The organism is Arthrobacter sp. zg-Y1116 (genome assembly GCF_024385485.1).
Classification (GTDB): Bacteria; Actinomycetota; Actinomycetes; order Actinomycetales; family Micrococcaceae; genus Arthrobacter_B.
In genome coordinates this window covers 861,444-886,468 of sequence record NZ_JANFLR010000002.1, presented here as the reverse complement: position 1 = coordinate 886,468, position 25,025 = coordinate 861,444, and the positions used below count along the sequence as shown (strand labels likewise).

Sequence of the window (25,025 nt, the reverse complement as noted above, 5' to 3'; positions counted from 1 at the left end):
GTTCGGATGCGTATGGCAAAATGGGGAGTTGTGTCATCTGGGTCCGTACCTGCCACAGGGGGAACGCGGCCAACAGATATGTACACACCGGCATTCCATCCTCGGTCCTGCCGGTCTACTAACTTCGACAGCATCCGTGCAGCCCGCATTTTGGGGGCGCATTCTTGCTGCCGTTACCAAAGTGAATGACCTGTGGCGTTCACCAGGAGTGATAAACAATGCACATCCTAGATTCTGTTGACGCAGCTTCCCTGCGTACGGACATCCCCGAGTTCCGCGCCGGTGACACGGTCAAGGTTCACGTAAACATCATCGAAGGCAAGAACACCCGTGTTCAGGTCTTCCAGGGCTTCGTGCTCAAGCGCCAGGGCGACGGCCTCCGCGCGACCTTCACGGTCCGCAAGGTCAGCTTCGGCGTCGGCGTGGAGCGTACCTTCCCGGTACACTCCCCGGTCATCGACAAGCTCGAGGTTGTCTCCAAGGGCGACGTCCGCCGCGCGAAGCTGTACTACATGCGCGATCTGCGCGGCAAGGCAGCCAAGATCAAGGAAAAGCGCGACTTCCGTCCCGCCAAGTAACTTACTTGACTGCAGCATCCGCCTCCGGGGGTCCCTCCGCGAAGCACACGAAACGCCGGCCCCGGTTTGTGGGCTGGCGTTTTGTGCTATGTGCTCTCGCCGCGGCCGTGATCCTGGCCGCCCTCGTGCGGGCGTTCCTGTTCGACGTTTTCTACATCCCCTCGGATTCCATGCAGCCGCTGCTGGAACCCGGTGACCGGATCCTGGTCTCCCGCACCGCCTATGATTCGGCTGACATCCGGCGCGGCGATGTGGTGGTGTTCGACGGCCGGGGCTCGCTGGCGCCGCTGCACAGCGGGCGTCCGGCAGTGGCCGACGCCGCGGTCACCGTGGGGCGCTGGGTCGGGCTGGCCGGCAGCGACACCGTTTACGTGAAACGGGTCATCGGTGTGGCGGGGGACAGGGTGAGCTGCTGCACGGACGGGGATCCGCGGATAACCATCAACGGAACTCCCGTGGACGAGCCGTACGTTTACTCTGGAGACGCTCCCAGCGACCACGGGTTCGACGTCGTCGTTCCCGAAGGCAGGCTGTGGCTGATGGGGGACCACCGGTCCGTTTCGGCGGATTCCCGGTCCCTGCTGGGAGCTCCCGGCGGCGGCCTGATCTCCACGGAACGGGTGATCGGACAGGCCCAGCGAATTCTTTGGCCGCTCGAGCGCGGCACCAATATTGACCGGCTATCCTTAGGAGCCGAGTGGAACACGGAGAAATAAGAGGAAACGCAATGTCGCAGCAACCGGACCAGTCCCCTGACGGGACGCCCGGCTCCGGGGAGCAGCGGGACCACGCAGCGCACTCGGCCGCACCGAAGGAAAAGAAACGCGGTTTCGGCGCCTGGCTGCGTGAAGTCCTCACGATCGTGGTGATAGCCCTGGTGCTGTCCTTCCTGATCAAGACCTTCCTTTTCCGGGCGTTTTACATCCCCTCGGGGTCCATGGAAGAGACGCTGGAAATCAACGACCGGATTTTCGTGAACCTTCTGGTCCCTGAACCGATGGACTTGAACCGCGGCGACGTCGTGGTCTTCAAGGACACCAAGGGCTGGCTGCCGCAGACCGCGGAGAAGGCAACGAATCCGATCCGCGAGGGCCTGACCTTTGTTGGCCTGCTTCCTGACGAGTCCCAGCAGCACCTGGTCAAGCGTGTCATCGGCACCGAAGGCGACCATGTGGTCTGCTGCGATGCCAACGGCAGGATCACCGTCAACGGCGAACCCTTGGACGAGCCCTACCTGTACCCCGGCGCCGCGCCCTCCGACATCCCCTTTGACGTGGTTGTCCCCGAGGGCAAGGTCTGGGTGATGGGGGACCACCGCAATGCCTCTGCCGATTCCCGCGAACACCAATACGGTGAGGGCGGCGGTTTCGTAGACGTGGCGGACATTGAGGGCAAGGCCGTAGTGACGGCCTGGCCGCTGAACCGCGTCGGCGGGGTTGACGACTATTCGGAAGTCTTCGAGGATGTCCCGGAACCGAGCGGCAGCAAGTGAGTTCCACGGCGAAGCCACCGACCCTTCGGTATGAGCGCACGTTCGCTGCCTCCGGGCACCGGATCCTGGCCGGCTGCGACGAAGTAGGCCGCGGCGCCCTGGCCGGACCGGTGTCCGTAGGGATGGTGGCCGTGGACCTGGCTACCGTGCGCTCCCTCAAGGGAGTGCGGGACAGCAAGCTGCTTTCCGTGGCGGACCGGAACGCACTGGTTCCGCAGATCAGGAAATGGGCCCTGGCCTGGGGTGTGGGCCATGCCAGTGCGGCGGAGATCGACCTGCACGGGCTGACCGTCGCCCTTCGCCTGGCCGGAACGCGCGCCTGGGACCAGGTGTGCTCAACCCTGCGTCCCGACGTCGTACTCCTGGACGGCAACTACAACTGGCTCTCGCCCGAGCGGCAGGGCAGCCTGTTCGACGATCCGGATGAACCGGCACCGGGATGCACCGCACCCGTGCACACCCGGATCAAGGCGGACATGCAGTGCCTGAGCGTGGCCGCCGCCAGCGTGCTGGCGAAGGTGGAACGCGACGCCATGATGGTAGAGTTTGCCGCTTCGAACCCGCACTATTCGTGGGAGATCAACAAGGGTTATGCCACCGAGTCGCACCGCGCGGCCATCGACGTCCACGGACCAACGCCGCTGCACCGCATGTCCTGGCGGCTGGGCTCCAAGCCCCGCCCGGCGGAACCGTTGCTGGAACCGGAAGACGACTTGAGCACAGTTGGGGGATGATAGGAACATGAGCGCCGAAGACCTTGAGAACTATGAAACGGACATGGAGCTCCAGCTGTACCGGGAGTACCGCGACGTCGTAGGCCTCTTCAGCTACGTGGTGGAAACCGAGCGGCGCTTTTACCTGGCCAACCACGTGGACCTGCAGGCCCGGTCCGCCGACGGCGAGATCTACTTCGACCTCACGCTGCAGGACGCGTGGGTCTGGGACGTCTACCGGTCCGCTCGGTTCGTCAAAAGCGTGCGGGTGATCACCTTCAAGGACGTCAACGTGGAGGAATTGACCCGCAACGACGACCTCACACTGCCGAAGGCCGACGAACTGTAGCTTCCGCCCCTGCCTTCGCCCAGCTGACGGATGGGCTCCTTGGGTCATTCCGGGCGAGGCTGGAAATCCATCCCTCAACCATTGTTCCGCGGTGGTTCAGCAGATATGGCACCGCGATCGGCGGCGGGAAACCGCAGCGCCAGACGGTCTTATAGCTGCCGGTGTTTCCCGCATTCGCCTTCCATGTGACCACATCCCAGTCCAGGTCCTCGAAGGCGTGCCCCACTGCCAGCCGGACCGCGCGGGACATCAGGCCGCGGCCCCGGTATTCCGGCGACGTGACGAAGCCCAGCGAACCGGAGGCTGCACCTTCGAAGCGCAGGTCGATGGTGCCTGCATAGCTGCCGCCGACGTCGAGCGCCCAGGACACGGCGTTTTCCTGCGGCACCGAGATGGCGGCCAGGTACTGCTGCGCCATCTCCGGCGTGTAGCCCAGCGGAATGGTGGTCCACTGGACCGACACAGGGTCGATGCAGCGTGCATACACGGCATCGAGGTCGGCGGCGGCGTGCGGACGGAGCAGGAGGATGTCGTCGCTGAGCAGTGGGATCGCGAAAGCCATCCCGACAGCCTAGCGGGTGTAATCCGGGCCTAGACTTAGCGGCATGCCCGAGTCCCGGCGCGGCTTCGACGCCAACCTCCGCCTGTACGCACAAATGCAGCCCGACGGTCCGTCACTGGCACACCTGCTGTCCCTGCAGGAGTCGCTGCCGGCCGGCACCCGGCTGGTGCCGCGGCAGCAGCTGCACCTGACGCTGATCCACTTCGGGAAGGTGCTGGACGTGCACCGGGCCGTCAATGCCCAGACCGGCATTTCGCGTTCTGCCTACGAGCAGCTGCTCGCCGGGTACGTTGCCCGGACCGAGGCGCTGCTGCCCGCGGTTTCCTTCCGGCTGGAGCCGGCGGGGTTTGCCGGGTTCGGTATGCGCGGATCGACCTTGGTAGTGGAATACCTGCCGACGCCGGAACTGGCCTTGCTGCATCGGGACCTGTACGCCGAGCTGGTTGGTTTTCTCGGCGCCGCCGGGATCCGGGACGCCGCGGCCTTCATGGCCGGTGATCCGAACTTCATGCATGCCGGGACCTTGCGCCCGCACATCTCCCTGGCGCGGGGGTTTGCGGGCACCCTGCCTTCGCTTCCGCTGGAATCCGTGACGCTGCAGCGGATGCCGGTGGTGTACCCCGGGCACTGACGGCATCCGGGGTACACCTTTGGGCTTAGGCTTTCCTGCGGCGGGCAATGACCACCAGTACCGCTCCGACAGCCAGAATGGCTGCGCCGGCCGCGGCAAGCCACGTTCCGCCGGCACCCGTGTGGGCGAGCCCGGCATCGGGAACGCGGGGGCTGGGGTTGCCGGCAACCTGGATCCCGGGGTCCGTGGTGCCCGGGGCCGGCGGGGTGCTGCCCGGGGCAGGAGTGGTGCTGTTCGATCCGGGCGGGGTTACCGAACCTGCCGGGGTTTCCGACGGGGTGGCTGCCGGTGTCGGCGTGACCGCACCTGCCGGGGGCCTGGACGGGGTGTCCGTGGGGGTCGGCGTCGGCTTCTGGGACGGGGTGTCCGTGGGGGTGGGCGTCGGCGTCGACGTGGGAGGGGGATTAGCAGGCTCCGGTGTCGGTGTCGGCGTCGGCGTGGAAGCGCACTCGGGAACCGTCATCACCTCCTCGAGCTCCTGATGCTGGGAGGCCTTTAGCTTCGGGTTCCCGGGGAAGGGCTCGGGATAAAGGAGGTTCTTCGGCCACTCATAAGTGCCTTCGAACTCGAGTACGTCTTGCTGGACGGCCCAGCCGGGACCGCATACCTCGAATGGAACCAAGGGGACCAGGGACGTTACATCGGTGAACCACTGGTGTCCGGGCTGCTTGGCCAGGAAGGTTTGTTTTCCCGAGTTCTCCCAGGCGGCCGGCTTCTGCGCGTCTACCTTCCGGTACAAGTAGATTCCTGTTTCCGTCACGGAAACCTCCGCCGAGGGAGACCCACTCGGCGACGTGGTTGGGACAGTGTCCCCGGTCGCCGGCGCGGCGGTGGCCAAAGCCGGTGCACCGGTGACAATCGACAGCCCCGCTAAGGCTGCAAATCCTGCCACGACAGCGGTTGTATTTCGCTTGCGGTTTTGCATGATGTCCTTTTTGTGAGTCGAACATGGGCGTTAGCGTCGCTATCCTGTCCGGGCCGTCTCAGCGTTCCCCTACGGAATGACGCAGTTTCCCGACAAGACCCGCTCAAATTCCGGTCGGGCGTCTTATCTGCCCTTGGCGGCATGGCATCGGTGGTGTATCCCGGAAGTTGAAAACACCGAGGTCCTGCCCACGACCAGCGAGGAGAGCGTTATGGATACTGCGGGACGGGTTGCCCTGGTGACCGGAGGATCCGGCGGGATCGGAGCGGCCGTGGTCCGACGGCTCGCGTTGAACGGCTATTCGGTGGGTGTGCACTACGCGCGGAACCGACAGACAGCGGACGGGGTTGTTGCCGACCTTGCCGCCGAGGGCGGACGTGCCTTGGCCGTGGGCGGAGACGTGGGGGACGAGCCCGCGATGGCCGCCGCGTTCGACGCCGTCGAGACAGCGTTCGGCGGTCTGGACGTGGTCGTCAACACCGCAGGCATCATGCTCCTTTCCCCTGTCGCCGAGCTGGATCTGGCGGACCTGGACCGGATGCACCACACGAATATCCGGGGAACGTTCGTGGTCTCGCAGCAGGCGGCCCGCCGGGTCCGTCCGGGTGGAACGATCATCAACTTTTCGACCACCGTCCGGCGCACCCAATACCCTGGCTACGGCGCCTATGTGGCCAGCAAAGCTGCAGTGGAAGGGATGACGCTGATCCTGGCGCGGGAACTGCGGGGACGGGACATCACGGTCAACGCGGTGGCGCCCGGACCGACAGCGACGGCGTTGTTCCTGGACGGAAAGGACGAGGCCACCGTCGAGCGGCTGGCCGAGGCGGCGCCGCCAGGGCGCCTGGGCCAGCCCGAAGACATCGCCGAAACCGTTGCCTTCCTTGCCGGGCCGGGTCGCTGGGTCAACGGCCAGGTGGTCTACGCCAACGGGGGACTGGCCTGAACTTCTGCTCCTCCACACCCAGGTTCCGGTGCGCGGCGGCGGAATCCTTCTCCACACGGCTGTGTGCTGCTGTGCCCGGTCCGTCCGGTTTGAGCCAACGTGGTGGACATGAAAGCCAAAGACATCCTGGGAAGCCGCGGAGAAGAACTGGCGGCGCGGTACCTGACCGACGCCGGGCTTCGCATCATCGACCGGAACTGGCGGTGTCCCGAGGGCGAGATCGACCTGGTCGCCGTGGACGGGGCCACCCTGGTGGTGGTCGAAGTGAAGACGCGCTCCTCGCTGGACTTCGGACACCCCTTCGAAGCGATCGGGCAGGATAAGGTCGCCCGCCTCTACCAGCTGGCAGGGGCCTGGGCCCGGGCCAACAGCCGCTACTTCACCCACCGCCGGATCGACGCAGTCTCGATTCTCGACGACGGCGCCAATCCGCCCGTCGTGGAGCACCTGCGGGGAATCTCCTGATGGGGCTCGGACGGACCTACGGGGTAGGGTTGGTCGGCCTGCAGGGCAGGATCGTTGAGATTGAAGCCGACATCGGTCAGTCCCTTCCGTCCTTTATCCTGCTGGGGCTGCCGGACGCCTCCCTTAATGAGGCGCGCGACCGGGTGAAGTCGGCGGCAAAAAACGCCGGGCTGCCGCTGAGCCGGCGCCGCATCACGGTCAACCTGATGCCTGCGGATGTACCGAAGCACGGCTCCGGCTTCGACCTGGCCATAGTCGTGGCTGCACTCTGCGCCGGCGGTGTCCTGCGCAGCCCGGGCCGCTGCATCTTCCTGGCGGAACTCGGACTGGATAGCCGGCTTCGGCCGATCCGGGGCATACTTCCGGCTGTTATGGCCGCGGTTGCGGCCGGCTACACGGACTTTGCCGTGGCGGCGGAGAACGCAGAGGAGGCTGCACTGGTGCCTGCTGCCCGCGTCCGGGGATACTCCTGCCTGGCCGAGGTGGCCGCCGACCTCGGCGCCGACGCCGAGCAGCTTAGTTTTCCACTGCCGGTGGCCCGTACCGGAGAAGATCCCGACCACGAAGAGGGCCCGGCTGAATCCCGGATCCCCGACCTTGCGGACGTGGCGGGGCAGGCAGAGGCCCGCTTCGCCGTCGAAGTGGCTGCGGCAGGAGCACACCATCTGTTGATGACCGGGCCGCCGGGCGCCGGAAAGACCATGCTGGCTGAGCGGTTGCCCGGCATCCTTCCGGACCTTTCCGATGACCAGGCAATGGAAGTCACCGCCATTCACTCCCTCGCCTGGCAGGGACGCCCCTGCCGCCAGCTGCTCCGTCGACCACCGTTCGAAAGTCCGCACCACACCGCGTCCACGGCAGCGGTGATCGGGGGCGGTTCAGGCATCCCGCGCCCCGGCGCTGCCTCCCGCGCCCACCGCGGCGTGTTGTTCCTCGATGAGGCGCCAGAGTATGAGAGACGGGTCCTGGACGGCTTGCGCCAACCGCTTGAGAGCGGCGAGCTTGTCCTGCACCGGGCAGCGGGTACAGCCGTGTATCCGGCACGCTTCCAGCTCGTCCTTGCCGCCAATCCCTGTCCCTGCGGACTCGCAACCGGCAAGGGAATCGAGTGCACCTGCACCTCCACACAGCGGCGCCGATACTTCAGCCGGCTCTCCGGTCCGCTGCTGGATCGGGTGGACCTGCAGCTGTCCGTGCAGCGGGTCTCCCTGGTCGACTACTTCGCCGCAGAGCCTGCGGAGGCCAGCTCCACGGTGGCGGCACGCGTGCTGGAGGCGCGGCGGTTCCAACGGGAGCGGCTTCAGCCGCTTGGATGCGAAACCAATGCCGAGGTTCCCGGCACCTTGCTGCGGGACAGCCTGCGGCCGCCGAGCAAAGCAACGTCGGCCCTGGACCGGGCCTTGGACCGCCAGCTCCTGACGGCCCGGGGCTACGACCGGGTATTGCGGGTGGCCTGGACCGTCGCCGATCTTGCCGGGCACGGAAGCCCGGACGCCGACGACGTCGGGCAGGCCCTCGCTTTCCGCCGGCAGGGAGCGGCGGCATGAGTAATGACGAGGTGTTGGTCGCACGGGCGGCATTGTCCAGGCTGTTCGAACCTTCAGATACCGTGGGCCTGGCACTCGTGGCGGCCGCCGGTCCGGTCCAGGCGCTGCAGATCGCCACCGGAGCGGCGGGCACGCCTCCGGATCTCGCCGCCGAAACGTCACGCTTTCCATCCCCGGGCAGCGGCCAGGGAAGCGCCCTGGCAGAGGGACTGAAAAGGTGGGCCCCGCGGGTAGCGGACCTTGCGCCGGACCGGGACCTGGACGCGATCCGCCGTCTGGGTGGGGAACTCCTTGTGCCGGAGGATCCCCGTTGGCCCGAGTCATTGCGCCACCTGCAGCAGGAAATGCCGTTGTGTCTCTGGGTACGGGGAGACCTGGAGCGGGGCCTGCCGGAACTGGACCGGACCGTGGCAGTAGTGGGTTCCCGGGACGCGACCGGATACGGGCTGTCCATAGCGGGGGACCTTGCAGCGGGGCTGGCCAACCGCGGGTACACCGTTGTCTCCGGAGGCGCCTACGGAATCGATGCCCAGGCACATCGTGCCGCGCTCGCAGCTGCATCCGCTGATGCCCCGGCCACGCTAGCGGTCATGGCGTGCGGTGCGGACCGGTTCTACCCGGCCGGCAACGAGGACCTGCTTCGCGCCGTCGCGGAGCGCGGACTGCTGCTGTCCGAAGTGCCGCCGGGATCTGCCCCCACCCGCTGGAGATTCCTGCAACGGAACCGGATCATCGCTGCGCTGAGCGCCGTCACCGTGGTGGTGGAGGCCCGCTGGAGATCCGGAGCACTGAACACTGCCCACCATGCCGCCGGGTTAGGGCGGGAAGTCGGTGCGGTGCCGGGCTCCGTGTACTCAGCCAACTCTGCCGGATGCCACCGGCTGCTGCGCGACGGAAGTGCAGTCTGCGTGACCGATGCCCGGGAAGTGGTGGAGCTGGCCGGGCCGCTCCGTGATGTCCCGCCGGGAGAGCCGGGCGATCCGGCCAGCCGGGCAGGGGACAGCCGGGAGGGAGGCCGCCGGGCAGATCACGACGGGCTGCCCGTGGAGGACCTGCTGTTGTTGGATGCGCTGCCGGTGCGCAGCGGAACGACCACCGAGAAACTGGCTACCGTCGCCGGGCTTTCCCTGCAAGGGGTGCGCGCCGGGCTGGCGCGGCTGGAATTGGAAGGACTGGCCGTACGGTCCGAAGGAGACCAGTGGCGCCGCGGCCGGCGTTAGCAGCATCGACATTTCGACTATCCGCACATCCAGGAAGGACGTCATCATGATCACTCACAAGATAGTCACCTCGCCGGTAGGGGTACTCACCCTCGTCGCTATGGACGGACTCCTGTCCATGGTCCGGCTGGGGCCGCCCGCTGCGCCGGCAGGGTCAGGGACACCGTACGGCATTGCGGCCGAAGACGGCTTCGAGGATGTCGAACGTCAACTGACGGAGTACTTCGAGGGCCGGCGCTGCTGCTTCAGCGTGGATACCAATCCCCAGGGGACCGAGTTCCAGCGCAGGGTATGGGAGCAGGTCTCGGGCATCGCCTACGGCAGGACGGCAAGCTACAAGCAGCTGGCGGTCCTGCTGGGCGACGCGGCCAAGGCCCGAAGCGTGGGAGCAGCATTGGCCCATAACCCGTTGAACCTGGTTGTGCCCACCCACCGCGTGGTGGGGTCCCGCGGCGCGCTGACGGGATACTCGGGCGGCGTCGATGCGAAACGGTACCTGCTGGAACTCGAGCAGGCCCCGCAGACAGAACACCTGCGGCGCAACTGCCTGCGTGCCGACAGCGTGCCTGCTTGAACGGCGGCGGCAAAGAGAGAACAGTAAAGAGGTGACATCAAAGGGAGCAGCAGGGCGAACTGCGTGGCCGGCGGAATTCCGTTCCGCACTGGAGGGCTTCTGCCGGTACCTTACGGCGGAGCGTGGCCGCTCCGAGCACACGGTCCGTGCCTATGAGTCGGATGTGTCGAAGCTGCTCGACTATGCCCTCGGCGCCGGAGCAGGCTCGCTCCAGGAACTGGACCTGGGCATCCTGCGCGGCTGGCTGGGCGAACTCAGTGCCGGCGGGCAGGCCCGTTCCACGCTGGCCCGCCGCGCCGCCACGGCACGCAGCTTCACCAACTGGGCCCTGCGCGAGGAACTTATCAGCGAAAACCCGGCCCTGCGGCTGAAAGCACCGAAGAAGGAAAAGACCCTTCCCGGCGTGCTGCGCAGCAGCCAGCTCGATGACCTGTTCGAAACCCTGCAGGCGGCTGCCGCCGAGGGCGAACCCGTGGCTCTGCGGGACCGCGCGATGGTCGAACTGCTCTACGCAACGGGCATCCGGGTGGGGGAGCTGGCCGGATTGGACGTCGACGACCTCGATCCGGACCGCAGGACGCTCACCGTGCTGGGCAAGGGCAACAAGGAACGCACGGTGCCTTACGGCCTGCCGGCTGCGCTGGCGGTGGATGACTGGCTGCGCCGCGGCCGTCCGTCGATGGCGACCGGGGACAGCGGTCCGGCATTGTTCCTGGGCAAGCGGGGCGGACGGGTGGACCAGCGGCAGGTCCGCAGCGTGGTGGCAGGGCTTTTGGAAGCCGTGCCGGACACGTCCGCCTCCGGGCCGCACGCCCTGCGCCACTCCGCGGCCACCCACCTGCTCGACGGCGGTGCCGACCTGCGTGCCGTGCAGGAAATCCTGGGCCATTCGTCGCTGGCCACCACGCAGCTCTACACACACGTGTCAGTGGACAGGCTGCGCCAGAGCTACAGCCAGGCGCATCCGCGAGCCTAAGGGACGGCCGCCCAGGGACCGCCGCCCGACTCCGGCAGCACCGCCGAGCCTGCGGTGCTGCAGAGGCTCAAAAGGATACATTGGCGCATCGACGTAACTTACGGCACAATGATGGACAGCGGTCACATCCGGCTCGATATCCGTCCATGCAGCAGCAGGTCGTTGGGGAAGACGTACCTACAGCTATGGAGGATGGAATGTCTGTTGTGATGGCGCGCGGCGTACTGTTTGTGCACTCTGCCCCTTCCGCGTTGTGCCCCCATATTGAGTGGGCCATCGGATCCGTCGTGGAAAAGCGAACGGATCTACAGTGGACCCCTCAGCCGGCTGCGCCCGGAATGGTACGGGCCGAAATCGCCTGGACCGGACCGCAGGGCACCGGTTCCCTGCTCGCGTCCGCGCTGCGCGGCTGGGCGCACCTCCGGTACGAGGTGACGGAGGAACAGAGCCCCGGAGCCGACGGCAGCCGCTGGGCACACACGCCTGAGCTGGGCATCTTCCACGCCGCCACCGACGTGCACGGCAACATCATGATTTCCGAGAACCGCATCCGTTACGCCTATGAAAACGGTGCCGGCGATCCGTCGGCGGTCTACCACGAACTCTCACTCGCCCTGGGCGAGGCCTGGGACGAAGAGCTGGAGCCGTTCCGGCACGCGGCCGACGGCGCTCCGGTGCGCTGGCTGCACCAGGTCGGCTAGTCTCCTCAAAAACTCCGTAGCAAACACAACAGGCGTCCGTTCCCCGCGGGGAACGGACGCCTGTTGTCGTAAGCGAACGGGTTAGCGGCTGCGCAGCACGGCGACGGCGTTGTGCCCGCCGAAGCCGAAGGAATTGCTCAGCGCCACGATGTCTCCGCCGCGCAGCTGGCGGCTGGAGGTCACCACGTCGAGCGGAATCTCCGGATCCTGGTTTTCCAGGTTGATCGTGGCCGGCGCCTGGCGCTCGTAGACCGCCAAAGCCGTCAGGACGGCTTCGACTGCACCGGAGGCACCCAGCAGGTGGCCCATCTGCGACTTGGTCGCTGACACGGCAACTCCGTCGAGGGCACTGCCCAGGGCAGCCTTCAGCGCGGTGTATTCCGGCTTGTCGCCCACCGGGGTGGAGGTGGCGTGCGCGTTCACGTGGACTACGTCCTCGGCCTGCGCCCGGGCATCAAAGAGAGCGGACTTCAGGGCCCTGGTGGCGCCGAGGCCCTCGGGGTCCGGGGCGGTGATGTGGTACGCGTCGGCGGTGACGGCCGTGCCTGCAAGTTCGGCGTAAATCCGTGCTCCGCGGGCCAGGGCGTGCTCTTCGCTTTCGAGCACCAGCGCACCGGCGCCCTCACCCATCACGAAGCCGTCGCGGTCCTTGTCATAGGGGCGGGAGGCACGCTGGGGATCATCGTTGCGCTTGGACAGGGCCTGCATGGAGGCGAAGGATGCCAAGGGCATCGGGTGAATGCAGGCTTCCGCGCCGCCGGCGACGACGATGTCGGCTTTGCCGGAGCGGATCATGTCCAGGCCCTGGTGGAGGGCCTCGGTTCCGGAGGCGCAGGCTGAGACGGGTGTGTGGGCGCCGGCGCGGGCACCCAGGTCGAGGCTGACCGCGGCGGACGGGCCGTTGGGCATCAGCATCGGAACGGTCATGGGCAGTACCCGCCGCGGCCCCTTTTCGCGCAGGGTGTCCCAGGCGTCGAGCAGGGTCCAGATGCCGCCGATACCGGTGGCGAAGGAGACGGCAAGCCGGTCGTGGTCAATGTCTGCGAGGCCGGAATCGGCCCAGGCTTCGCGCGCCGCGACGACGGCGAACTGCGTGGAGGGGTCCATCCGCTTGGCTTCGACGCGGGAAAGGACTTCCGAAGCGGGAGTGGTGGCCCGCGCTGCAAAGGTCACGGGCAGCGAGTACTTCTCCACCCATTCGTCTTCCAGGGTACGGGCGCCGGAGACACCCTGCAGTGCGTTCTTCCACATGGTTGGAACGTCCCCGCCGATGGGCGTGGTCGCTCCGAGGCCTGTGATGACTACTTTGCGGGCCATGATTCACTCTCTTGAAGCAGTTGCAGGTGCTGGTTCCGGCAGTACCGGGCGGCCGCCGCCAGGCAGCGGCCGCCGGAAGGTTATGCCTGGGCGTTGGAGATGAAGTCCACGGCGTCGCCGACGGTCTTCAGGTTCTTGACCTCTTCGTCCGGGATGCGCACGCCGAACTTTTCTTCAGCGTTGACGACGATGGTCATCATGGAAATGGAGTCGATGTCCAGGTCATCGGTGAAGGACTTGTCCAGCTCAACGGCCTCGGGGGCCAGACCCGTCTCTTCATTGACGATCTCGGCGAGGCCGGCCAGGATTTCTTCTTTGCTAGCCATGTTGGCTCCTTTTCTTGTAGTGCCGGTACGGGACCGGTCCGGTTTTCCAACCGCCGAAGCGGTGTGGTTCTGTGGGCTGCACCGGCGTGGCCGGCACTGCGGAATTGGGGCTAGGGAAGGACAACTACCTGCGCGCCGAACACAAGGCCGGCGCCGAAGCCGATCTGCAGCGACAGCTTGCCGCTCAGTTCGGGGTGCTCCTGCAGCAGGCGGTAGGTGGCCAGCGGAATGGACGCGGCCGAGGTGTTTCCCGCATCGGCAATGTCGCGGGCAATGATGACTGACTCGGGCAGCTTCAACTGCTTCGCCATCTCGTCAATGATGCGCATGTTGGCCTGGTGCGGCACGAAGGCGGAGAGATCCTCGGCGGTGATCCCGGCGGCGTCGAGCGCCTGCTGGGCAGCCTTGGCCATCTCCCATACGGCCCAGCGGAAGACCGTCTGGCCGTCCTGGCGCAGGGTGGGCCAGAGCTTGGTGTCCCGGTCGGAGAGGTCCGCGGGGCTCATGCCGCCGTCGGCCTCGGCGGCGAGGGAAAGTTCCCGGACATCCAGCATGGAGTGGGTCATGCCGATGGCACCGGACTTGCTGCCGTCGGATCCCCAGACGGAGGGCGCGATTCCGGGGGTGTCGGAGGGGCCGACGACGACGGCGCCGGCACCATCGCCGAGCAGGAAGGAGATGGTGCGTTCGGTGTTGTCGATGAAGTCGGAGAGCTTTTCCACGCCGATGACCAGCACGTAGGTGGCGGCGCCGGAGCGGACCAGCGCGTCTGCCTGGGCAATGCCGTAGCAGTACCCGGCGCACGCGGCGGAAACATCGTAGGCCGGTGCCGGCGTCGCGCCCAGCCGCTCGGTGATCTGGGTGGCCGCGGAAGGCGTCGCGTAGGGGTGGGTCACGGTGGAGACGATGACGGCGCCGAGCTGGGATCCCTCGATGCCGGCGTTCTTCAACGCCTCGCGTCCGGCAGCCTCTGCCATGTCCACCACGGACGTGCCCTTGTCCGCACGGTGCCGGGTCACGATGCCGGTGCGCTGGCGGATCCATTCATCGGAGGAATCGATCCACTGGCAGACGTCGTCGTTGCTGACAATGACGTCGGGGCGGAAGGCGCCGATGCCGTGGATTCGGCTGAATTCGTTGACGGGGGACTGCTTCAGGGTGGGCGTGCTCACGCGTTACCTTCTCCGGTTGTTGCTGCCGTTCCGGAATGCTCACGGATGAACTCCCGGGCAGCGGTTAGATCTTCTGGGGATTTCAGGGCGAGTGTCGGTATGCCCTTCATGCCGCGGCGTGCCAGTCCGGTGAGGGTTCCTGCCGGCGGCAGTTCCAGCAGGCCGGTCACGCCCATGCCGAGCATGTTCTCCATGCAGAGGTCCCACCGTACCGGGCGGGATACCTGGGCGATGAGGCTGTCAAGGTTGGCGTCACCGGACACCACTGCGGCGCCGTCGCGGTTGGAGAGCAGGGTGGCCAGCGGCGCCTGCGGGGTGAGGGAGGGACGCAGTGCTTCCAGGACAGTCACGGCGGGGGCCATGTGGGAGGTGTGGAACGCCCCGGCGACCTTCAACGGAATAACCCGTGCCTTGGCCGGCGGTGCTGCGGTGAGTACCTCGAGCTGGTTGTGCGTCCCGGCAGCCACGGTCTGCCCGCCGCCGTTGGCGTTCGCCGCCGTGAGCCCTGCGGCTTCCAGCACGGCGGCCACGTCGTCGGGATCCCCGCCCAGAATGGCGCTCATGCCCGTGGGCTCAACCGCTGCGGCGCGTGCCATGGCGTTGGCCCGTTCCCGGACAAACACCAGGGCGTCGTTTTCCGGCAGCGCACCGGCGATGGCGGAGGCGGTGATCTCGCCGACCGAGTGGCCGGCCAGGACGGTGGAGGATGTCAGTGCCGAGGGCTCCAGCAGCAGCCGGGCGGCCATCAGGCCCGCGGCAACGATCAGGGGCTGGGCGACGGCGGTGTCCTTGATGGTTTCCTCGTCGGAGACCGTGCCGTGGGCAATGAGGTCCAGGCCGGCGACGTCGCTCAGCGCGGAAAGGTGATCCCGTACGCCGGGCAGTTCCAGCCACGGTGAGAGGAATCCTGGCGTTTGGGACCCCTGGCCGGGGCAGACGATTGCAAGCACGTATACAGCTTTCCAAAGATAGGGGACGGGACCGGGTGTTTGCGTAGACCAAGCTCCCCGGACGCCTTTGTAGGAAGTCTACAAGCCAACGACGGCGCCTGGGCAGGGTTCAGAGGCGGACGGCGGGCTTCTCGGGGGCGGCTTTTCCGGCCGGTGCCAGGCGTCCGACCACCAGCGCGGTCTGCAGTACGAACGCTTCGCGGGGCAGCATCGGGTCCCATCCGGTCACATCGCAGACGCGCCGCAGGCGGTAGCGGACCGTATTGGCATGGACGAAGAGTTCACGTGCCGTGGCCTCCAGGGAGTGGCCCAGCGAGAGGTACGCGCTAAGGGTCTCGGCCAGCCCGTTGGAGGCACCCAGCAGGGGTGTGTAGATGCTTTCCACCAGGGCCTTGCGTGCTGTGTCATCCCCGGACATCACCCGCTCGGGCCACAGGTCGTCAGCCGCCACCGGGCGTGGCGCAGCCGGCCAGGCGCGGGCGGCGGTGAGTCCGGCGAACGCGGCCTGCGCGGACGGGCCGGCCTCGACAAGGGAGAGTGCGGGCGGGCCGTACACCACCGGTCCCGGACCGAAGAGTTCGGACAGGCGGGTGTAGGAGAAGGCCTTGTCCTCCAGGCCGCCCAGGACCAGGATCAGCCGCTCGCCCTGGATCCCCACGAGGGTGTCCTCGGCCAGCCGGCCCGTGGCCCGGCGGAGTTCATTCACGAATGTGGCATTGGCTTCGGCAGGAGAGCCGCCCACCATGACGGTGACCGGTGCCGCGGAGCTCCAGCCGACGGCGGCAATCCGGGAGCGCAGCGCGTCCGAACTCTCGCCGCGCAGGATGGCGTCGACCACAAGGGCCTCCAGCCGGGTGTCCCAGGCACCCCGGGTTTCGGCCGCACGGGCATAGACATCGGCGGCGGCGAAGGCCACTTCACGCGAATAGCGCAGCACCGCTTCGCGCAGTTTGGACTGGACCTCGCTGCCGGCCAGCTCCGGCACCCGGTCCTCGACCACCTGGACCACCACCCGGATCAGCTGGAGGGCCTTCTGCAGGCTGATCGAGCGGGTGAGCTCGGTAGGGGCGGTGCCGAAGACGTCGCTGAGCACCCAGGCGGGCGAGGCAGGACGCTGGTACCAGTTCACGAAGGACGCGATGCCCTTCTGTGCAACCATTCCCAGGGCCGAGCGCTCGTCCGGGCGCAGCCCCCGGTACCACGGCAGGGAAATGTCCAGCTGCTGCAGGGTGGCAGTCGAAAGCCTGCCGATATTCGCTTTCAGGCGCTCGACGGTGGGCTGGTCTGCTTCCGGCGGCGCTGAGGCAGCGGACGTATTGGGACGCACTGGCATACCTGCGAGCTTACGGCCTGCACGAGTGAACCGCTATTTTGTGTGAAGGCTACAAGTTGGCTAGGCAGGCAGCTTGGGTTTCACATCGTTCCCGGCTGCCGCCCGGTTACTGCCCATGCCGGCGCGGGGGCAGTGACAGCGGTACTACAGCGCCGATCCCAGCCGCCGGAATCGCTCCGTGCGCAGTGCCAGCCGCTCGTCCGGCGGAACGGCGCGAAGCGAGGCCAGCTCGTATTCCACGGCCCGGGCCATCCGCCGGCAGAATTCGGGTGCCTCCTCGGCGGCATCTGGCAGTTCCGCCACCGTGTGGTCCACAATCCCGTGGGCGGCCAGCGGCGTGCCTCCCGGAGCGAAGCCGGTCCCAGGGCAGCCTGTCCTGTTCCGTGTTCCCGGTCCTGCCCCAGCACTTTGCAGGATGTCCGGCCGAAGCGGGCCAGGGCCAGTAACAGGCCCGGGTCCTTTTCGCCCTGCCCGCTGCCGTTCAGGGGCAGCACGTCGCTCGCGCCGAAATGCAGCAGCTGGCGGACGCCCGGACGGCGGGGGTTGCGCGAAATCCGTATGGATTCCCAGTCAGGTCAACACGGGGCCGCCAAATGAAAAGGAACCGCCGCAGATGCGGCGGTTCCTTTTCATGTTCCCCGAGTTCGAGGACCGGCGGATTACCTAGGCGTCGCCGCCGGCGTTTCCGCTGGTGCCGGCGTTGACGTCCAGCAGGTGGTACTTCTCGATTGCCTCCTTGGGGGCATTGGCGTCGACTTCACCGCGGCGGGCGAGCATCTCCAATGCCCGCACCACCATCGAGTGGCTGTCGATCTTGAAGTACCGGCGAGCAGCTGCACGCGTGTCCGCAAAACCGAAGTCGTCGGCACCGAGGGTGGCGAATTCGTTCGGCAGGAACTGGCGGATCTGGTCCGGTACGGCCTTCATGTAGTCCGTGGAGGCAACAATCGGGCCGGTGGCACCGGCCAGCTGCTGGGTGACGAAGGGTACCCGCGGCTCAGAGCCGGGGTTCAGGAAGGCTTCCTCCTCGGCGGCGAGGCCGTCGCGGCGAAGCTCGTTCCAGGAGGTCACGGACCAGACATCGGCCGAAACACCCCAGTCCTCGGCAAGGAGCTTCTGGGCTTCCAGGGCCCACGGCACGGCAACACCGGAGGCCAGCAGCTGGGTGCGGGGTCCGTCGATCTTTGCCGGTGCGAGCAGGTAGATACCCTTGATGATGCCTTCCACGTCCAGGTCCTCGGGGGCCTTGGGCTGCTGGATCGGCTCGTTGTAGACCATGAGGTTGTAGATGACGTTCGGATCCTTGGAATCCGGGCCGTACATCTCCTCGAGGCCGTGGCGGACAATGTGTCCGATCTCGTAGCCGTAGGCCGGATCGTAGGTCTTCACCGCGGGGTTGGTGGAGGCCAGGATCGGCGAGTGGCCGTCGGCGTGCTGCAGGCCTTCACCGGTGAGGGTGGTGCGGCCGGCGGTAGCCGAGATCAGGAACCCGCGTGCCATCTGGTCGGTAGCCGCCCAGATGTAGTCGGCGGTGCGCTGGAAGCCGAACATCGAGTAGAACACGTAGACCGGGATCAGCGGCTCGCCGTGCGTGGCGTAGGACGTGCCCGCCGCGGTGAACGCCGCAATCGAGCCGGCCTCGTTGATGCCGACGTGCACAATCTGGCCCTGCGGGGATTCCTTGTAGGCCAGGACGAGGTCCCGGTCCACGGACAGGTAGTTCTGCCCCTTGGGGTTGTAGATCTTTGCCGTCGGGAAGAACGAGTCCATGCCGAAGGTACGGGCCTCATCGGGGATGATCGGCACAATGCGCTTGCCGAACTCCTTGTCCCGCATCAGGTCCTTGAGCAGGCGGACGAAGGCCATGGTCGTGGCGGCCAGCTGCTTGCCGGAACCCCGGTTGGCTACTTCGTAGGCTTTCTCGTCCGGAAGGTGGACGGGTTCGTGCTTTACCCGGCGTTCCGGGACGTTGCCGCCCAGTTCGCGCCGGCGTTCCAGCATGTACTTGATCTCGGGGGCATCCGCTCCCGGGTTGTAGTACGGCGGCTGGTACGGGTCGGCTTCGAGCTGCTCGTCGCTGATCGGGATCCGCAGGTGGTCGCGGAAGGCCTTCAGGTCATCGAGCGTGAGCTTCTTCATCTGGTGGGTCGCGTTGCGGCCCTCGAAGTGCGTGCCCAGGCCGTAGCCCTTGACCGTGTGGGCCAGGATGACCGTCGGCGCGCCCTTGAATTCCGTGGCGGCCTTGTACGCGGCGTAAACCTTGCGGTAGTCGTGGCCGCCGCGCTTGAGGTTCCAGATTTCCTCGTCGGTCAGGTTGGCAACGAGTTCCTTGGTCTCCGGGGTCTTGCCGAAGAAGTGGTCGCGCACAAATCCGCCGGACTCGGCCTTGTAGGTCTGGTAGTCGCCGTCGGGGGTGGCATTCATGATGTCCACCAGCGAGCCGTCCTTGTCGCGCTGGAGCAGGTCATCCCACTCGCGGCCCCAGACAACCTTGATGACATTCCAGCCTGCGCCTCGGAAGAAGGCTTCCAGTTCCTGCATGATCTTGCCGTTGCCGCGGACCGGGCCGTCGAGGCGCTGCAGGTTGCAGTTGATCACGAAGGTCAGGTTGTCGAGCTTGTCATTGGCGGCGAGCTGGAGCAGGCCGCGCGATTCGGGCTCGTCCATTTCTCCGTCGCCAAGGAACGCCCAAACATGCTGCTCGGAAGTGTCCTTGATGCCGCGGTTCTGCAGGTAGCGGTTGGACTGTGCCTGGTAGATGGCGTTCATGGGACCAATGCCCATGGAAACCGTCGGGAATTCCCAGAAGTCCGGCATGCTGCGCGGATGCGGGTAGGAGGACAGTGCATGCCCCTCGCGGGACTTCTCCTGGCGGAAGCCGTCCATGTCCTCTTCGGACAGGCGGCCTTCGAGGAAGGCGCGGGCATACATGCCGGGGGAGGCGTGACCCTGGAAGTAAATCTGGTCTCCGCCGCCCGGGTGGTCCTTGCCCCGGAAGAAGTGGTTCATGCCCACTTCGTACAGGGTCGCTGCTCCGGCGTACGTTGAAATATGGCCGCCGACGCCGATGCCCGGGCGCTGGGCCCGGTGCACCATGATGGCGGCGTTCCAACGCAGCCAGGCGCGGTATCGCCGTTCGATTTCCTCGTCACCGGGGAATTCGGGTTCCTGATCAACCGGGATGGTGTTGACGTAGTCGGTGGTGGTTACCATCGGCACGCCCACGCTCTGGGAACCGGCGCGCTGGAGCAGTGAACGCATTATGTACTGCGCGCGTTCAGTGCCCTGCGAACGGATCAGATCGTCGAGCGATTCGATCCATTCTGCGGTTTCCTCGGGATCACGGTCCGGCAGCTGGTTGGTTAACCCGCTCAGGATGTCCGTTGTGTCTTCTGCGGCCACGGCCAACCTCTCTCATGTACAGATTGTGTCTGCGGCATTCTTTCTGTGGTATCCGGCCGGTGTCCGCCGGATCTTCGCTTGCGCGTATGCGCGCCTCGGCGCCCCTTTTTATCCACTCTAGTCCCGAGCGGCCGTAGTTGCGTAGCCTGCCCGGCACTCATCGCTGACGGCGTAGACCCCCAAACCCTTGAAGCCTGCGGGTTTTAGGTGTTTCGTTGAGTCGGAGACAGCGCAGATCAGGCAAATGTGTGATTCCCTTGTATTTATGCAGTCAACCAGGAGGAGTGAAGTGAGCGAGGCCGAAGCCGTCACTGAAGAAAACGTGGCGAGCAGATTGGGTTTCAAGGACGGGGACCTGGTTCAGGAGTACGGCTACGACGAGGATGTGGACTTCGACTTCCGTGAGGACCTAGAGGACCTCATCGGCGGCGAGTTGCTCACTGAAGACGACCACGATGTTGTGGACGGCGTCATCCTCTGGTGGCGCGCCGACGACGGCGACCTCGTGGACGCGCTGGTCGATTCCCTGACCACGCTCGACGACGGCGGCGTGGTCTGGGTTCTGACTCCGAAGTCCGGGCGCGAGGGCTACGTTCCTCCGGCCGACATCGAGGAAGCAGCACCCACAGCGGGACTGCACGTCACCACTTCCCCGGGCGTCACCGATGACTGGGCTGCCACACGCCTGGTGAGCCGACGCAAGAAGTGACTGCGCACCTGCTCACGGCAGGTGCTGCGGTACCGGACTTCTGCCTTCCCAACCAGTTCGGCGAAGAGGTCCGGCTGGACGGTCTCCGGGGATCCGGCGTCGTGCTGGTCTTTTTCCCGTTCGCGTTCTCCCAGGTGTGCCGGGGCGAGCTCGCGGAGCTGCAGTCCGAACGTGCCCTTTTCGACGACGCCGGCGTGCGCCTGCTGGCAGCTTCCTGTGACTCGAAGTACACCCTGCGTGCCTGGGCCGAGCAGGAAGGCTTCGGCTTCGACCTGCTTTCCGATTTCTGGCCGCACGGCGAGACGGCGCGGGCTTTTGGGGCTTTTGACGCACGCAGGGGGCTGGCGGAACGCGCCAGCTTTGTGATGGACGGGGAAGGCGCCCTCCGCGCATGCATCCGTTCCGACCCGGGCGCAGCGCGTCCGCTCGAGCAGTACCGTACTGCTTTGGAGGCACTGTGAGCGAACAGCAGCCGAAGGACTCCCGCCCGGGCCTCGGCCTCACGGGTTTCGCCAGCGGCCATGCCCTCGAATCCGTTCCGCCGCCCACCGAGGCGGAGCTGCGGCTCCTCGAGCGCGCCGTCGGCTATCTGGGCGGGCAGCGGCTGGCGCTGCTGACCGGTGCCGGGCTGAGCACGGATTCCGGCATCCCGGACTACCGCGGGCCCGACGCGCCCCCGCGGAATCCGCTGACCTACCAGCAGTTTGTCGGTGATCCGGACCTCCGCCGCCGGTATTGGGCCCGCAACCACATTGGCTGGCACCATCTGCGCCATGCGGTGCCCAACCCCGGCCATGGGGCCGCGGTGGTCCTGGAACGGCGGGGACTGCTCTCGGGCCTGATCACCCAGAACGTGGACCGGCTCCACACGGACGCCGGCAGCGTCAACGTCATCGACCTGCACGGGCGTTACGACCGTGTGGTCTGCCTGAACTGCCGTTCGGGCTTTTCCCGTTCCGAAGTTGCCGGGCTGCTGCAGGAGCTGAACCCCGGCTATCTGGAGCAGGTGCGGCTCGACGGCGGGATCGCCCCGGATGCCGACGCGGATATCGCCGATACCGAGAACTTCGTCGTTGCGGACTGTCCCGTCTGCGGCGGAATGCTGAAGCCCGACTTCGTGTACTTCGGCGAGAACGTTCCCAAGGACCGAGTGGCCCGGGCCTTCTCTGTGGTGGACGACGCCGGTGCCCTGCTGGTGGCGGGTTCCTCACTGACCGTGATGAGCGGGCTGCGCTTTGTCCGGTACGCGGCCAAGGCCGGCAAACCGGTGGTCATCATCAACCGTGGGTCCACACGGGGGGATCCGCTGGCCACCCTGAAAATCGATATGGGAGTCAGCACGGCCTTGACCTGGCTGGCCGAAAACCTCCCGGACCTGCCGGCCGAAGCGCAGAACGGCGCCGATTAGGCATCCGGTGCGGTCTTACGGTAATGTAGTTCCTCGTGATGCAGGGCCTGCGGAGAAGTTTCTGACGGCCGGGCAACATGTCTTGGGTCTTTAGCTCAGCTGGTAGAGCGCCACGTTTACACCGTGGATGTCATCGGTTCGATCCCGGTAGGACCCACCAGAGAAGCCGCCGTTACTTTCCGCAGATGTGGAAGGCAACGGCGGCTTTTGGTTTAACCGCACAGACGTACGAAACGAGTGGGGTTGATGGCAAAGGAATTCCAGGCGCGGAAGCGCGTTGGCGCAGCGCTTGCCGTAATGATCCTGCTGGGCGGCTGCTCGGCGCCGGGCGACGCTCCGCTGGTACCACCAACCGCAGAGCAAGGCACCGCCAGCACCGCGGACACAGGGGCACCGGAAGCGATTGCAGCCGCCCTGGACGTGATGGCCGGGGACAGGCGGGAAGATTTCTCCGTGGCCCTCCAGGACAACCGCACCGGGAAGTCCTGGATCGAAAACCCGGACGGACGGTACCTCGAGGCAAGCCTGGTGAAGGTTCCCATCCTCCTGACCCTGGTCCGCCAGGCCACCGAAGAGCAGCGCAGCTTCACGGCGGAGGAAGAATACCTGGCAACCCTGATGATCGAATACAGCGACAATGAAGCCACCACCGAGTTGTACGGCCGGCTTGGGGGCCGGGAGGAACTGAACCGCACCTATGAGCTCATCGGGGTGGAGGATACGGAAGCCGGTGAAGTCTGGGGAGCCGGCGAAACCACTGCAGGGGACCAGTTGCGCATTGCCCGGACGGTGGCCTGCGGGGCCGACTGGCTGGACCCGGACCTGTTGGCGTTCGCCGTCGGACTCATGGAAAACGTCTGCCCGGAGCAGAACTGGGGGATCAATGCGGGGGTGCAGGCGCCCGATGCCGAGGTGGCGTTGAAGAACGGCTGGCTGCAGGACGACGACGCCGTGTGGAACGTGGGCAGCGCCGGGTTCGTCCGGACCGGGGGGAGCGACTACAGCATTGTTGTGCTCAGTTCCCGGAACTCCACGCTCGAGGAAGGGATCGGGATTGTCGAAGGCGTTGCCTCGGTGATCAACGGCTACGAAGCCGGGGCCTGATCCCGCGGCCGGGGCCCCTGTGGCGGCGGGACGCCGAAGAAGCATAGGCTGGAGCGTGAACACGGCGCAATGATCATGTGCCGTCCCCGTGCCCGCCGGGCACCCGAACCATCCTTGGAGAGAACTTGAGTGCACAAATTGGTGTAACCGGCCTTGCCGTCATGGGTGCAAACCTCGCCCGCAATCTCGCCCGCAACGGTTACACGGTGGCCCTGCACAACCGTTCCATCGAGAAAACGGATGCCCTGCTTTCCGCCCACGGCGATGAGGGGGAGTTCATCCGCACCGAGACGCTGCAGGAACTGGTTGACTCACTGGAGAAACCGCGCCGCGTTCTGATCATGGTCAAGGCCGGAGCGCCGGTGGATTCGGTGATCGGCCAGCTGGTTCCGCTGCTGGAGCCGGGCGACATCGTGATCGACGGCGGCAACTCGCATTTCGAGGACACCCGCCGCCGCGAGGCCGCCCTGGCTGAGAAGGACCTGCACTTTGTCGGCGTCGGCGTCTCCGGGGGTGAAGAGGGAGCCCTCCTGGGCCCCTCCATCATGCCCGGCGGTTCCCGCGAGTCCTACGATTCCCTGGGCCCGATGCTGGAGAAGATCGCCGCGAAGTACGACGGCGAGCCCTGCTGCACCTGGATCGGCACCGACGGGGCCGGCCACTTTGTGAAGATGGTGCACAACGGCATCGAATACGCGGACATGCAGGTGATCGGCGAGGCCTACGACCTGCTGCGCTCCGCTGCCGGCATTGAACCGGCCGAGCAGGCCAGGATCTTCAACGAGTGGAACACCGGCCAGCTCAGCTCCTTCCTGATCGAAATCACCGCGGAGGTCCTGGGCCACGTGGACGCCCGGACCGGGAAGCCGTTCGTGGACGTAGTGGTGGACTCCGCCGGACAGAAAGGCACCGGACGCTGGACGGTCGTCTCCGGCCTGGACCTGGGTTCCCCGGTTTCCGCCATCGCCGAGTCGGTCTTCGCCCGCGCACTGTCCTCCCAGCGCGGACAGCGCGAAGTTGCACAGCACACGCTCCAGGGCGAGGAAGCCGCCGTCGAGCTTCCGGATACGTTCGTCGACGACGTGCGGCAGGCCCTCTACGCCTCCAAGCTGGTCAGCTACGCGCAGGGCATCGACATGCTCAACGCTGCAGCCAGGGAATACGGCTGGGAACTGAAGCTGGACGAGATCGCCTCGCTCTGGCGTGCCGGCTGCATCATCCGCGCGGAACTGCTGGATGACATCATGAAGGCCTACGCCGGCAGCGAAGCTCCCGCGAACCTGCTGTTCGCCCCGGCATTCGCGGAGTCGATCGCCGCCGCCGTCCCGGCCTGGCGCCGTGTGGTCTCCGTCGCCGTGCAGCTTGGCATTCCCGTGCCGGTGTTCTCCTCCTCGCTGGCCTACTACGACGGCCTGCGCCGCAAGCGCCTTCCGGCGGCACTGACGCAGGGCCTGCGGGACCTGTTCGGTGCACACACCTACCACCGGGTCGACGCCGAAGGAACCTTCCACACCATGTGGGGCGAAGACCGCGCCGAGGTCGAGGCAGTGGACACCCACTAAGGAACCCAAAGGGTACTAAAAAGGTCCGCAGCGGAAGCTGCGGACCTTTTTAGTGTGCTGTTC

At 66.4% G+C, this 25,025-nt stretch carries 27 protein-coding genes, 1 tRNA gene and 1 pseudogene; 19 read left to right on the top strand and 10 right to left on the bottom strand.

The features are described from left to right. Positions 1-218: 218 nt before the first annotated feature. The 5 genes from rplS to NNX34_RS10915 are packed head-to-tail and all read left to right on the top strand — an operon-like array spanning position 219 to position 3,132. Positions 219-578, top strand: a complete 360-nt coding sequence (rplS, locus tag NNX34_RS10935; protein ID WP_146364401.1) for a 50S ribosomal protein L19 — start codon at positions 219-221, stop codon at positions 576-578. 5 nt (positions 579-583) lie between these two features. Next, complete coding sequence (gene lepB / locus NNX34_RS10930; protein WP_255766522.1) at positions 584-1,294, top strand: signal peptidase I; 711 nt, start codon at positions 584-586, stop codon at positions 1,292-1,294. Positions 1,295-1,305: 11 nt separating this feature from the next. Next, the gene (lepB, locus tag NNX34_RS10925; RefSeq protein WP_255766521.1) at positions 1,306-2,070 is read left to right on the top strand and encodes a signal peptidase I; all 765 of its coding nucleotides are present in this window, start codon (positions 1,306-1,308) and stop codon (positions 2,068-2,070) included. Next, positions 2,067-2,804 carry a ribonuclease HII gene (locus tag NNX34_RS10920; protein ID WP_255766520.1) on the top strand — a complete coding sequence of 246 codons (738 nt, stop codon included), beginning with the start codon at positions 2,067-2,069 and terminating at the stop codon, positions 2,802-2,804. The genes lepB (NNX34_RS10925) and NNX34_RS10920 overlap by 4 nt, the downstream gene beginning before the upstream one ends. Before the next feature lie 7 nt (positions 2,805-2,811). Then, a complete protein-coding gene (locus NNX34_RS10915) occupies positions 2,812-3,132 on the top strand; it encodes a DUF2469 domain-containing protein (protein WP_227901490.1) in 321 nt (106 codons plus the stop codon). Here NNX34_RS10915 and NNX34_RS10910 read toward each other — a convergent pair. Beyond that, positions 3,104-3,694 carry a GNAT family N-acetyltransferase gene (locus NNX34_RS10910; protein ID WP_255766516.1) on the bottom strand — a complete coding sequence of 197 codons (591 nt, stop codon included), beginning with the start codon at positions 3,692-3,694 and terminating at the stop codon, positions 3,104-3,106. The two genes, NNX34_RS10915 and NNX34_RS10910, sit on opposite strands and share 29 nt — an antisense overlap. Positions 3,695-3,737: 43 nt before the next feature. Here NNX34_RS10910 and NNX34_RS10905 point away from each other — a divergent pair, with 43 nt between their 5' ends. Further along, positions 3,738-4,325 carry a 2'-5' RNA ligase family protein gene (locus NNX34_RS10905; RefSeq protein ID WP_255766515.1) on the top strand — a complete coding sequence of 196 codons (588 nt, stop codon included), beginning with the start codon at positions 3,738-3,740 and terminating at the stop codon, positions 4,323-4,325. Between the two features lie 25 nt (positions 4,326-4,350). Here the strand turns inward: NNX34_RS10905 and NNX34_RS16155 are convergent, their stop codons facing one another. Then, entirely contained in the window at positions 4,351-5,085 is a 735-nt protein-coding gene (locus NNX34_RS16155; protein WP_370647259.1) for an LPXTG cell wall anchor domain-containing protein, read from the bottom strand. 376 nt (positions 5,086-5,461) lie between these two features. Here NNX34_RS16155 and NNX34_RS10895 point away from each other — a divergent pair, with 376 nt between their 5' ends. The 7 genes from NNX34_RS10895 to NNX34_RS10865 all read left to right on the top strand — a co-directional run bounded on the left by NNX34_RS10895 (position 5,462) and on the right by NNX34_RS10865 (position 11,679). Continuing rightward, on the top strand, positions 5,462-6,196 hold the full coding sequence (locus tag NNX34_RS10895; protein WP_255766514.1) for an SDR family oxidoreductase: 735 nt from the start codon (positions 5,462-5,464) through the stop codon (positions 6,194-6,196). Positions 6,197-6,295: 99 nt separating this feature from the next. Then, positions 6,296-6,661: a YraN family protein gene (locus NNX34_RS10890; RefSeq protein ID WP_255766513.1), complete on the top strand. Its 366-nt coding sequence runs from the start codon at positions 6,296-6,298 to the stop codon at positions 6,659-6,661. After that, positions 6,661-8,208 carry a YifB family Mg chelatase-like AAA ATPase gene (locus tag NNX34_RS10885; protein ID WP_255766512.1) on the top strand — a complete coding sequence of 516 codons (1,548 nt, stop codon included), beginning with the start codon at positions 6,661-6,663 and terminating at the stop codon, positions 8,206-8,208. Before NNX34_RS10890 ends, NNX34_RS10885 begins: the two co-directional genes overlap by 1 nt. Then, on the top strand, positions 8,205-9,428 hold the full coding sequence (gene dprA, locus NNX34_RS10880) for a DNA-processing protein DprA (protein ID WP_255766510.1): 1,224 nt from the start codon (positions 8,205-8,207) through the stop codon (positions 9,426-9,428). Before NNX34_RS10885 ends, dprA begins: the two co-directional genes overlap by 4 nt. A gap of 46 nt (positions 9,429-9,474) precedes the next feature. Beyond that, positions 9,475-10,002, top strand: a complete 528-nt coding sequence (locus NNX34_RS10875) for a methylated-DNA--[protein]-cysteine S-methyltransferase (RefSeq protein WP_255766509.1) — start codon at positions 9,475-9,477, stop codon at positions 10,000-10,002. Positions 10,003-10,033: 31 nt separating this feature from the next. Next, positions 10,034-10,978 (top strand): tyrosine recombinase XerC, encoded by a 945-nt coding sequence (locus tag NNX34_RS10870; protein ID WP_255766508.1) that lies wholly within the window; start codon positions 10,034-10,036, stop codon positions 10,976-10,978. Positions 10,979-11,175: 197 nt separating this feature from the next. Further along, a complete protein-coding gene (locus NNX34_RS10865) occupies positions 11,176-11,679 on the top strand; it encodes a DUF3145 domain-containing protein (RefSeq protein ID WP_227923692.1) in 504 nt (167 codons plus the stop codon). Between the two features lie 81 nt (positions 11,680-11,760). Here the strand turns inward: NNX34_RS10865 and fabF are convergent, their stop codons facing one another. From fabF to aceE, 8 genes and pseudogenes are all read right to left on the bottom strand, one after another. Further along, complete coding sequence (fabF, locus tag NNX34_RS10860) at positions 11,761-12,996, bottom strand: beta-ketoacyl-ACP synthase II (RefSeq protein WP_255766506.1); 1,236 nt, start codon at positions 12,994-12,996, stop codon at positions 11,761-11,763. A gap of 80 nt (positions 12,997-13,076) precedes the next feature. Continuing rightward, entirely contained in the window at positions 13,077-13,322 is a 246-nt protein-coding gene (locus NNX34_RS10855; protein WP_255766505.1) for an acyl carrier protein, read from the bottom strand. A gap of 110 nt (positions 13,323-13,432) precedes the next feature. Beyond that, positions 13,433-14,494, bottom strand: a complete 1,062-nt coding sequence (locus tag NNX34_RS10850) for a beta-ketoacyl-ACP synthase III (RefSeq protein ID WP_255766504.1) — start codon at positions 14,492-14,494, stop codon at positions 13,433-13,435. Next, positions 14,491-15,444 carry an ACP S-malonyltransferase gene (locus NNX34_RS10845; protein ID WP_255766503.1) on the bottom strand — a complete coding sequence of 318 codons (954 nt, stop codon included), beginning with the start codon at positions 15,442-15,444 and terminating at the stop codon, positions 14,491-14,493. The genes NNX34_RS10850 and NNX34_RS10845 overlap by 4 nt, the downstream gene beginning before the upstream one ends. Positions 15,445-15,553: 109 nt before the next feature. After that, entirely contained in the window at positions 15,554-16,777 is a 1,224-nt protein-coding gene (locus NNX34_RS10840) for a CdaR family transcriptional regulator (RefSeq protein ID WP_227923715.1), read from the bottom strand. Positions 16,778-16,921: 144 nt separating this feature from the next. Further along, positions 16,922-17,080 carry a hypothetical protein gene (locus NNX34_RS16150; protein WP_370647258.1) on the bottom strand — a complete coding sequence of 53 codons (159 nt, stop codon included), beginning with the start codon at positions 17,078-17,080 and terminating at the stop codon, positions 16,922-16,924. Between the two features lie 29 nt (positions 17,081-17,109). Beyond that, positions 17,110-17,346, bottom strand: a pseudogene (locus NNX34_RS16145) (acetyl-CoA carboxyl transferase); the annotation flags it as partial. 94 nt (positions 17,347-17,440) lie between these two features. Continuing rightward, a complete protein-coding gene (gene aceE / locus NNX34_RS10830; RefSeq protein WP_304659840.1) occupies positions 17,441-20,185 on the bottom strand; it encodes a pyruvate dehydrogenase (acetyl-transferring), homodimeric type in 2,745 nt (914 codons plus the stop codon). A 283-nt stretch (positions 20,186-20,468) separates the two neighbouring features. On the opposite strand from aceE, the gene NNX34_RS10825 reads away from it, so the two are divergent. The 6 genes from NNX34_RS10825 to gndA all read left to right on the top strand — a co-directional run bounded on the left by NNX34_RS10825 (position 20,469) and on the right by gndA (position 24,962). Further along, positions 20,469-20,888, top strand: a complete 420-nt coding sequence (locus NNX34_RS10825) for a DUF3052 domain-containing protein (protein ID WP_255766501.1) — start codon at positions 20,469-20,471, stop codon at positions 20,886-20,888. Then, positions 20,885-21,349 carry a peroxiredoxin gene (locus NNX34_RS10820; RefSeq protein ID WP_255766500.1) on the top strand — a complete coding sequence of 155 codons (465 nt, stop codon included), beginning with the start codon at positions 20,885-20,887 and terminating at the stop codon, positions 21,347-21,349. Before NNX34_RS10825 ends, NNX34_RS10820 begins: the two co-directional genes overlap by 4 nt. Continuing rightward, the gene (locus NNX34_RS10815; protein ID WP_255766499.1) at positions 21,346-22,296 is read left to right on the top strand and encodes an NAD-dependent protein deacetylase; all 951 of its coding nucleotides are present in this window, start codon (positions 21,346-21,348) and stop codon (positions 22,294-22,296) included. The genes NNX34_RS10820 and NNX34_RS10815 overlap by 4 nt, the downstream gene beginning before the upstream one ends. A gap of 84 nt (positions 22,297-22,380) precedes the next feature. Then, a tRNA-Val gene (locus NNX34_RS10810) sits at positions 22,381-22,456 on the top strand. Between the two features lie 86 nt (positions 22,457-22,542). Continuing rightward, a complete protein-coding gene (locus NNX34_RS10805) occupies positions 22,543-23,400 on the top strand; it encodes a class A beta-lactamase-related serine hydrolase (RefSeq protein WP_255766498.1) in 858 nt (285 codons plus the stop codon). 125 nt (positions 23,401-23,525) lie between these two features. After that, positions 23,526-24,962 carry an NADP-dependent phosphogluconate dehydrogenase gene (gene gndA, locus NNX34_RS10800; RefSeq protein ID WP_255766497.1) on the top strand — a complete coding sequence of 479 codons (1,437 nt, stop codon included), beginning with the start codon at positions 23,526-23,528 and terminating at the stop codon, positions 24,960-24,962. The last annotated feature ends 63 nt before the right edge of the window (positions 24,963-25,025 follow it).

Coding starts and splice junctions, on each gene's coding strand:
- rplS (WP_146364401.1), top strand. CDS start 219: ATGCACATCCTAGATTCTGTTGACGCAGCTTCCCTGCGTACGGACATC.
- lepB (WP_255766521.1), top strand. CDS start 1,306: ATGTCGCAGCAACCGGACCAGTCCCCTGACGGGACGCCCGGCTCCGGG.
- NNX34_RS10915 (WP_227901490.1), top strand. CDS start 2,812: ATGAGCGCCGAAGACCTTGAGAACTATGAAACGGACATGGAGCTCCAG.
- NNX34_RS10910 (WP_255766516.1), bottom strand. CDS start 3,694: ATGGCTTTCGCGATCCCACTGCTCAGCGACGACATCCTCCTGCTCCGT.
- NNX34_RS10905 (WP_255766515.1), top strand. CDS start 3,738: ATGCCCGAGTCCCGGCGCGGCTTCGACGCCAACCTCCGCCTGTACGCA.
- NNX34_RS10895 (WP_255766514.1), top strand. CDS start 5,462: ATGGATACTGCGGGACGGGTTGCCCTGGTGACCGGAGGATCCGGCGGG.
- NNX34_RS10885 (WP_255766512.1), top strand. CDS start 6,661: ATGGGGCTCGGACGGACCTACGGGGTAGGGTTGGTCGGCCTGCAGGGC.
- dprA (WP_255766510.1), top strand. CDS start 8,205: ATGAGTAATGACGAGGTGTTGGTCGCACGGGCGGCATTGTCCAGGCTG.
- NNX34_RS10875 (WP_255766509.1), top strand. CDS start 9,475: ATGATCACTCACAAGATAGTCACCTCGCCGGTAGGGGTACTCACCCTC.
- NNX34_RS10865 (WP_227923692.1), top strand. CDS start 11,176: ATGTCTGTTGTGATGGCGCGCGGCGTACTGTTTGTGCACTCTGCCCCT.
- fabF (WP_255766506.1), bottom strand. CDS start 12,996: ATGGCCCGCAAAGTAGTCATCACAGGCCTCGGAGCGACCACGCCCATC.
- NNX34_RS10855 (WP_255766505.1), bottom strand. CDS start 13,322: ATGGCTAGCAAAGAAGAAATCCTGGCCGGCCTCGCCGAGATCGTCAAT.
- NNX34_RS10840 (WP_227923715.1), bottom strand. CDS start 16,777: ATGCCAGTGCGTCCCAATACGTCCGCTGCCTCAGCGCCGCCGGAAGCA.
- NNX34_RS10805 (WP_255766498.1), top strand. CDS start 22,543: ATGGCAAAGGAATTCCAGGCGCGGAAGCGCGTTGGCGCAGCGCTTGCC.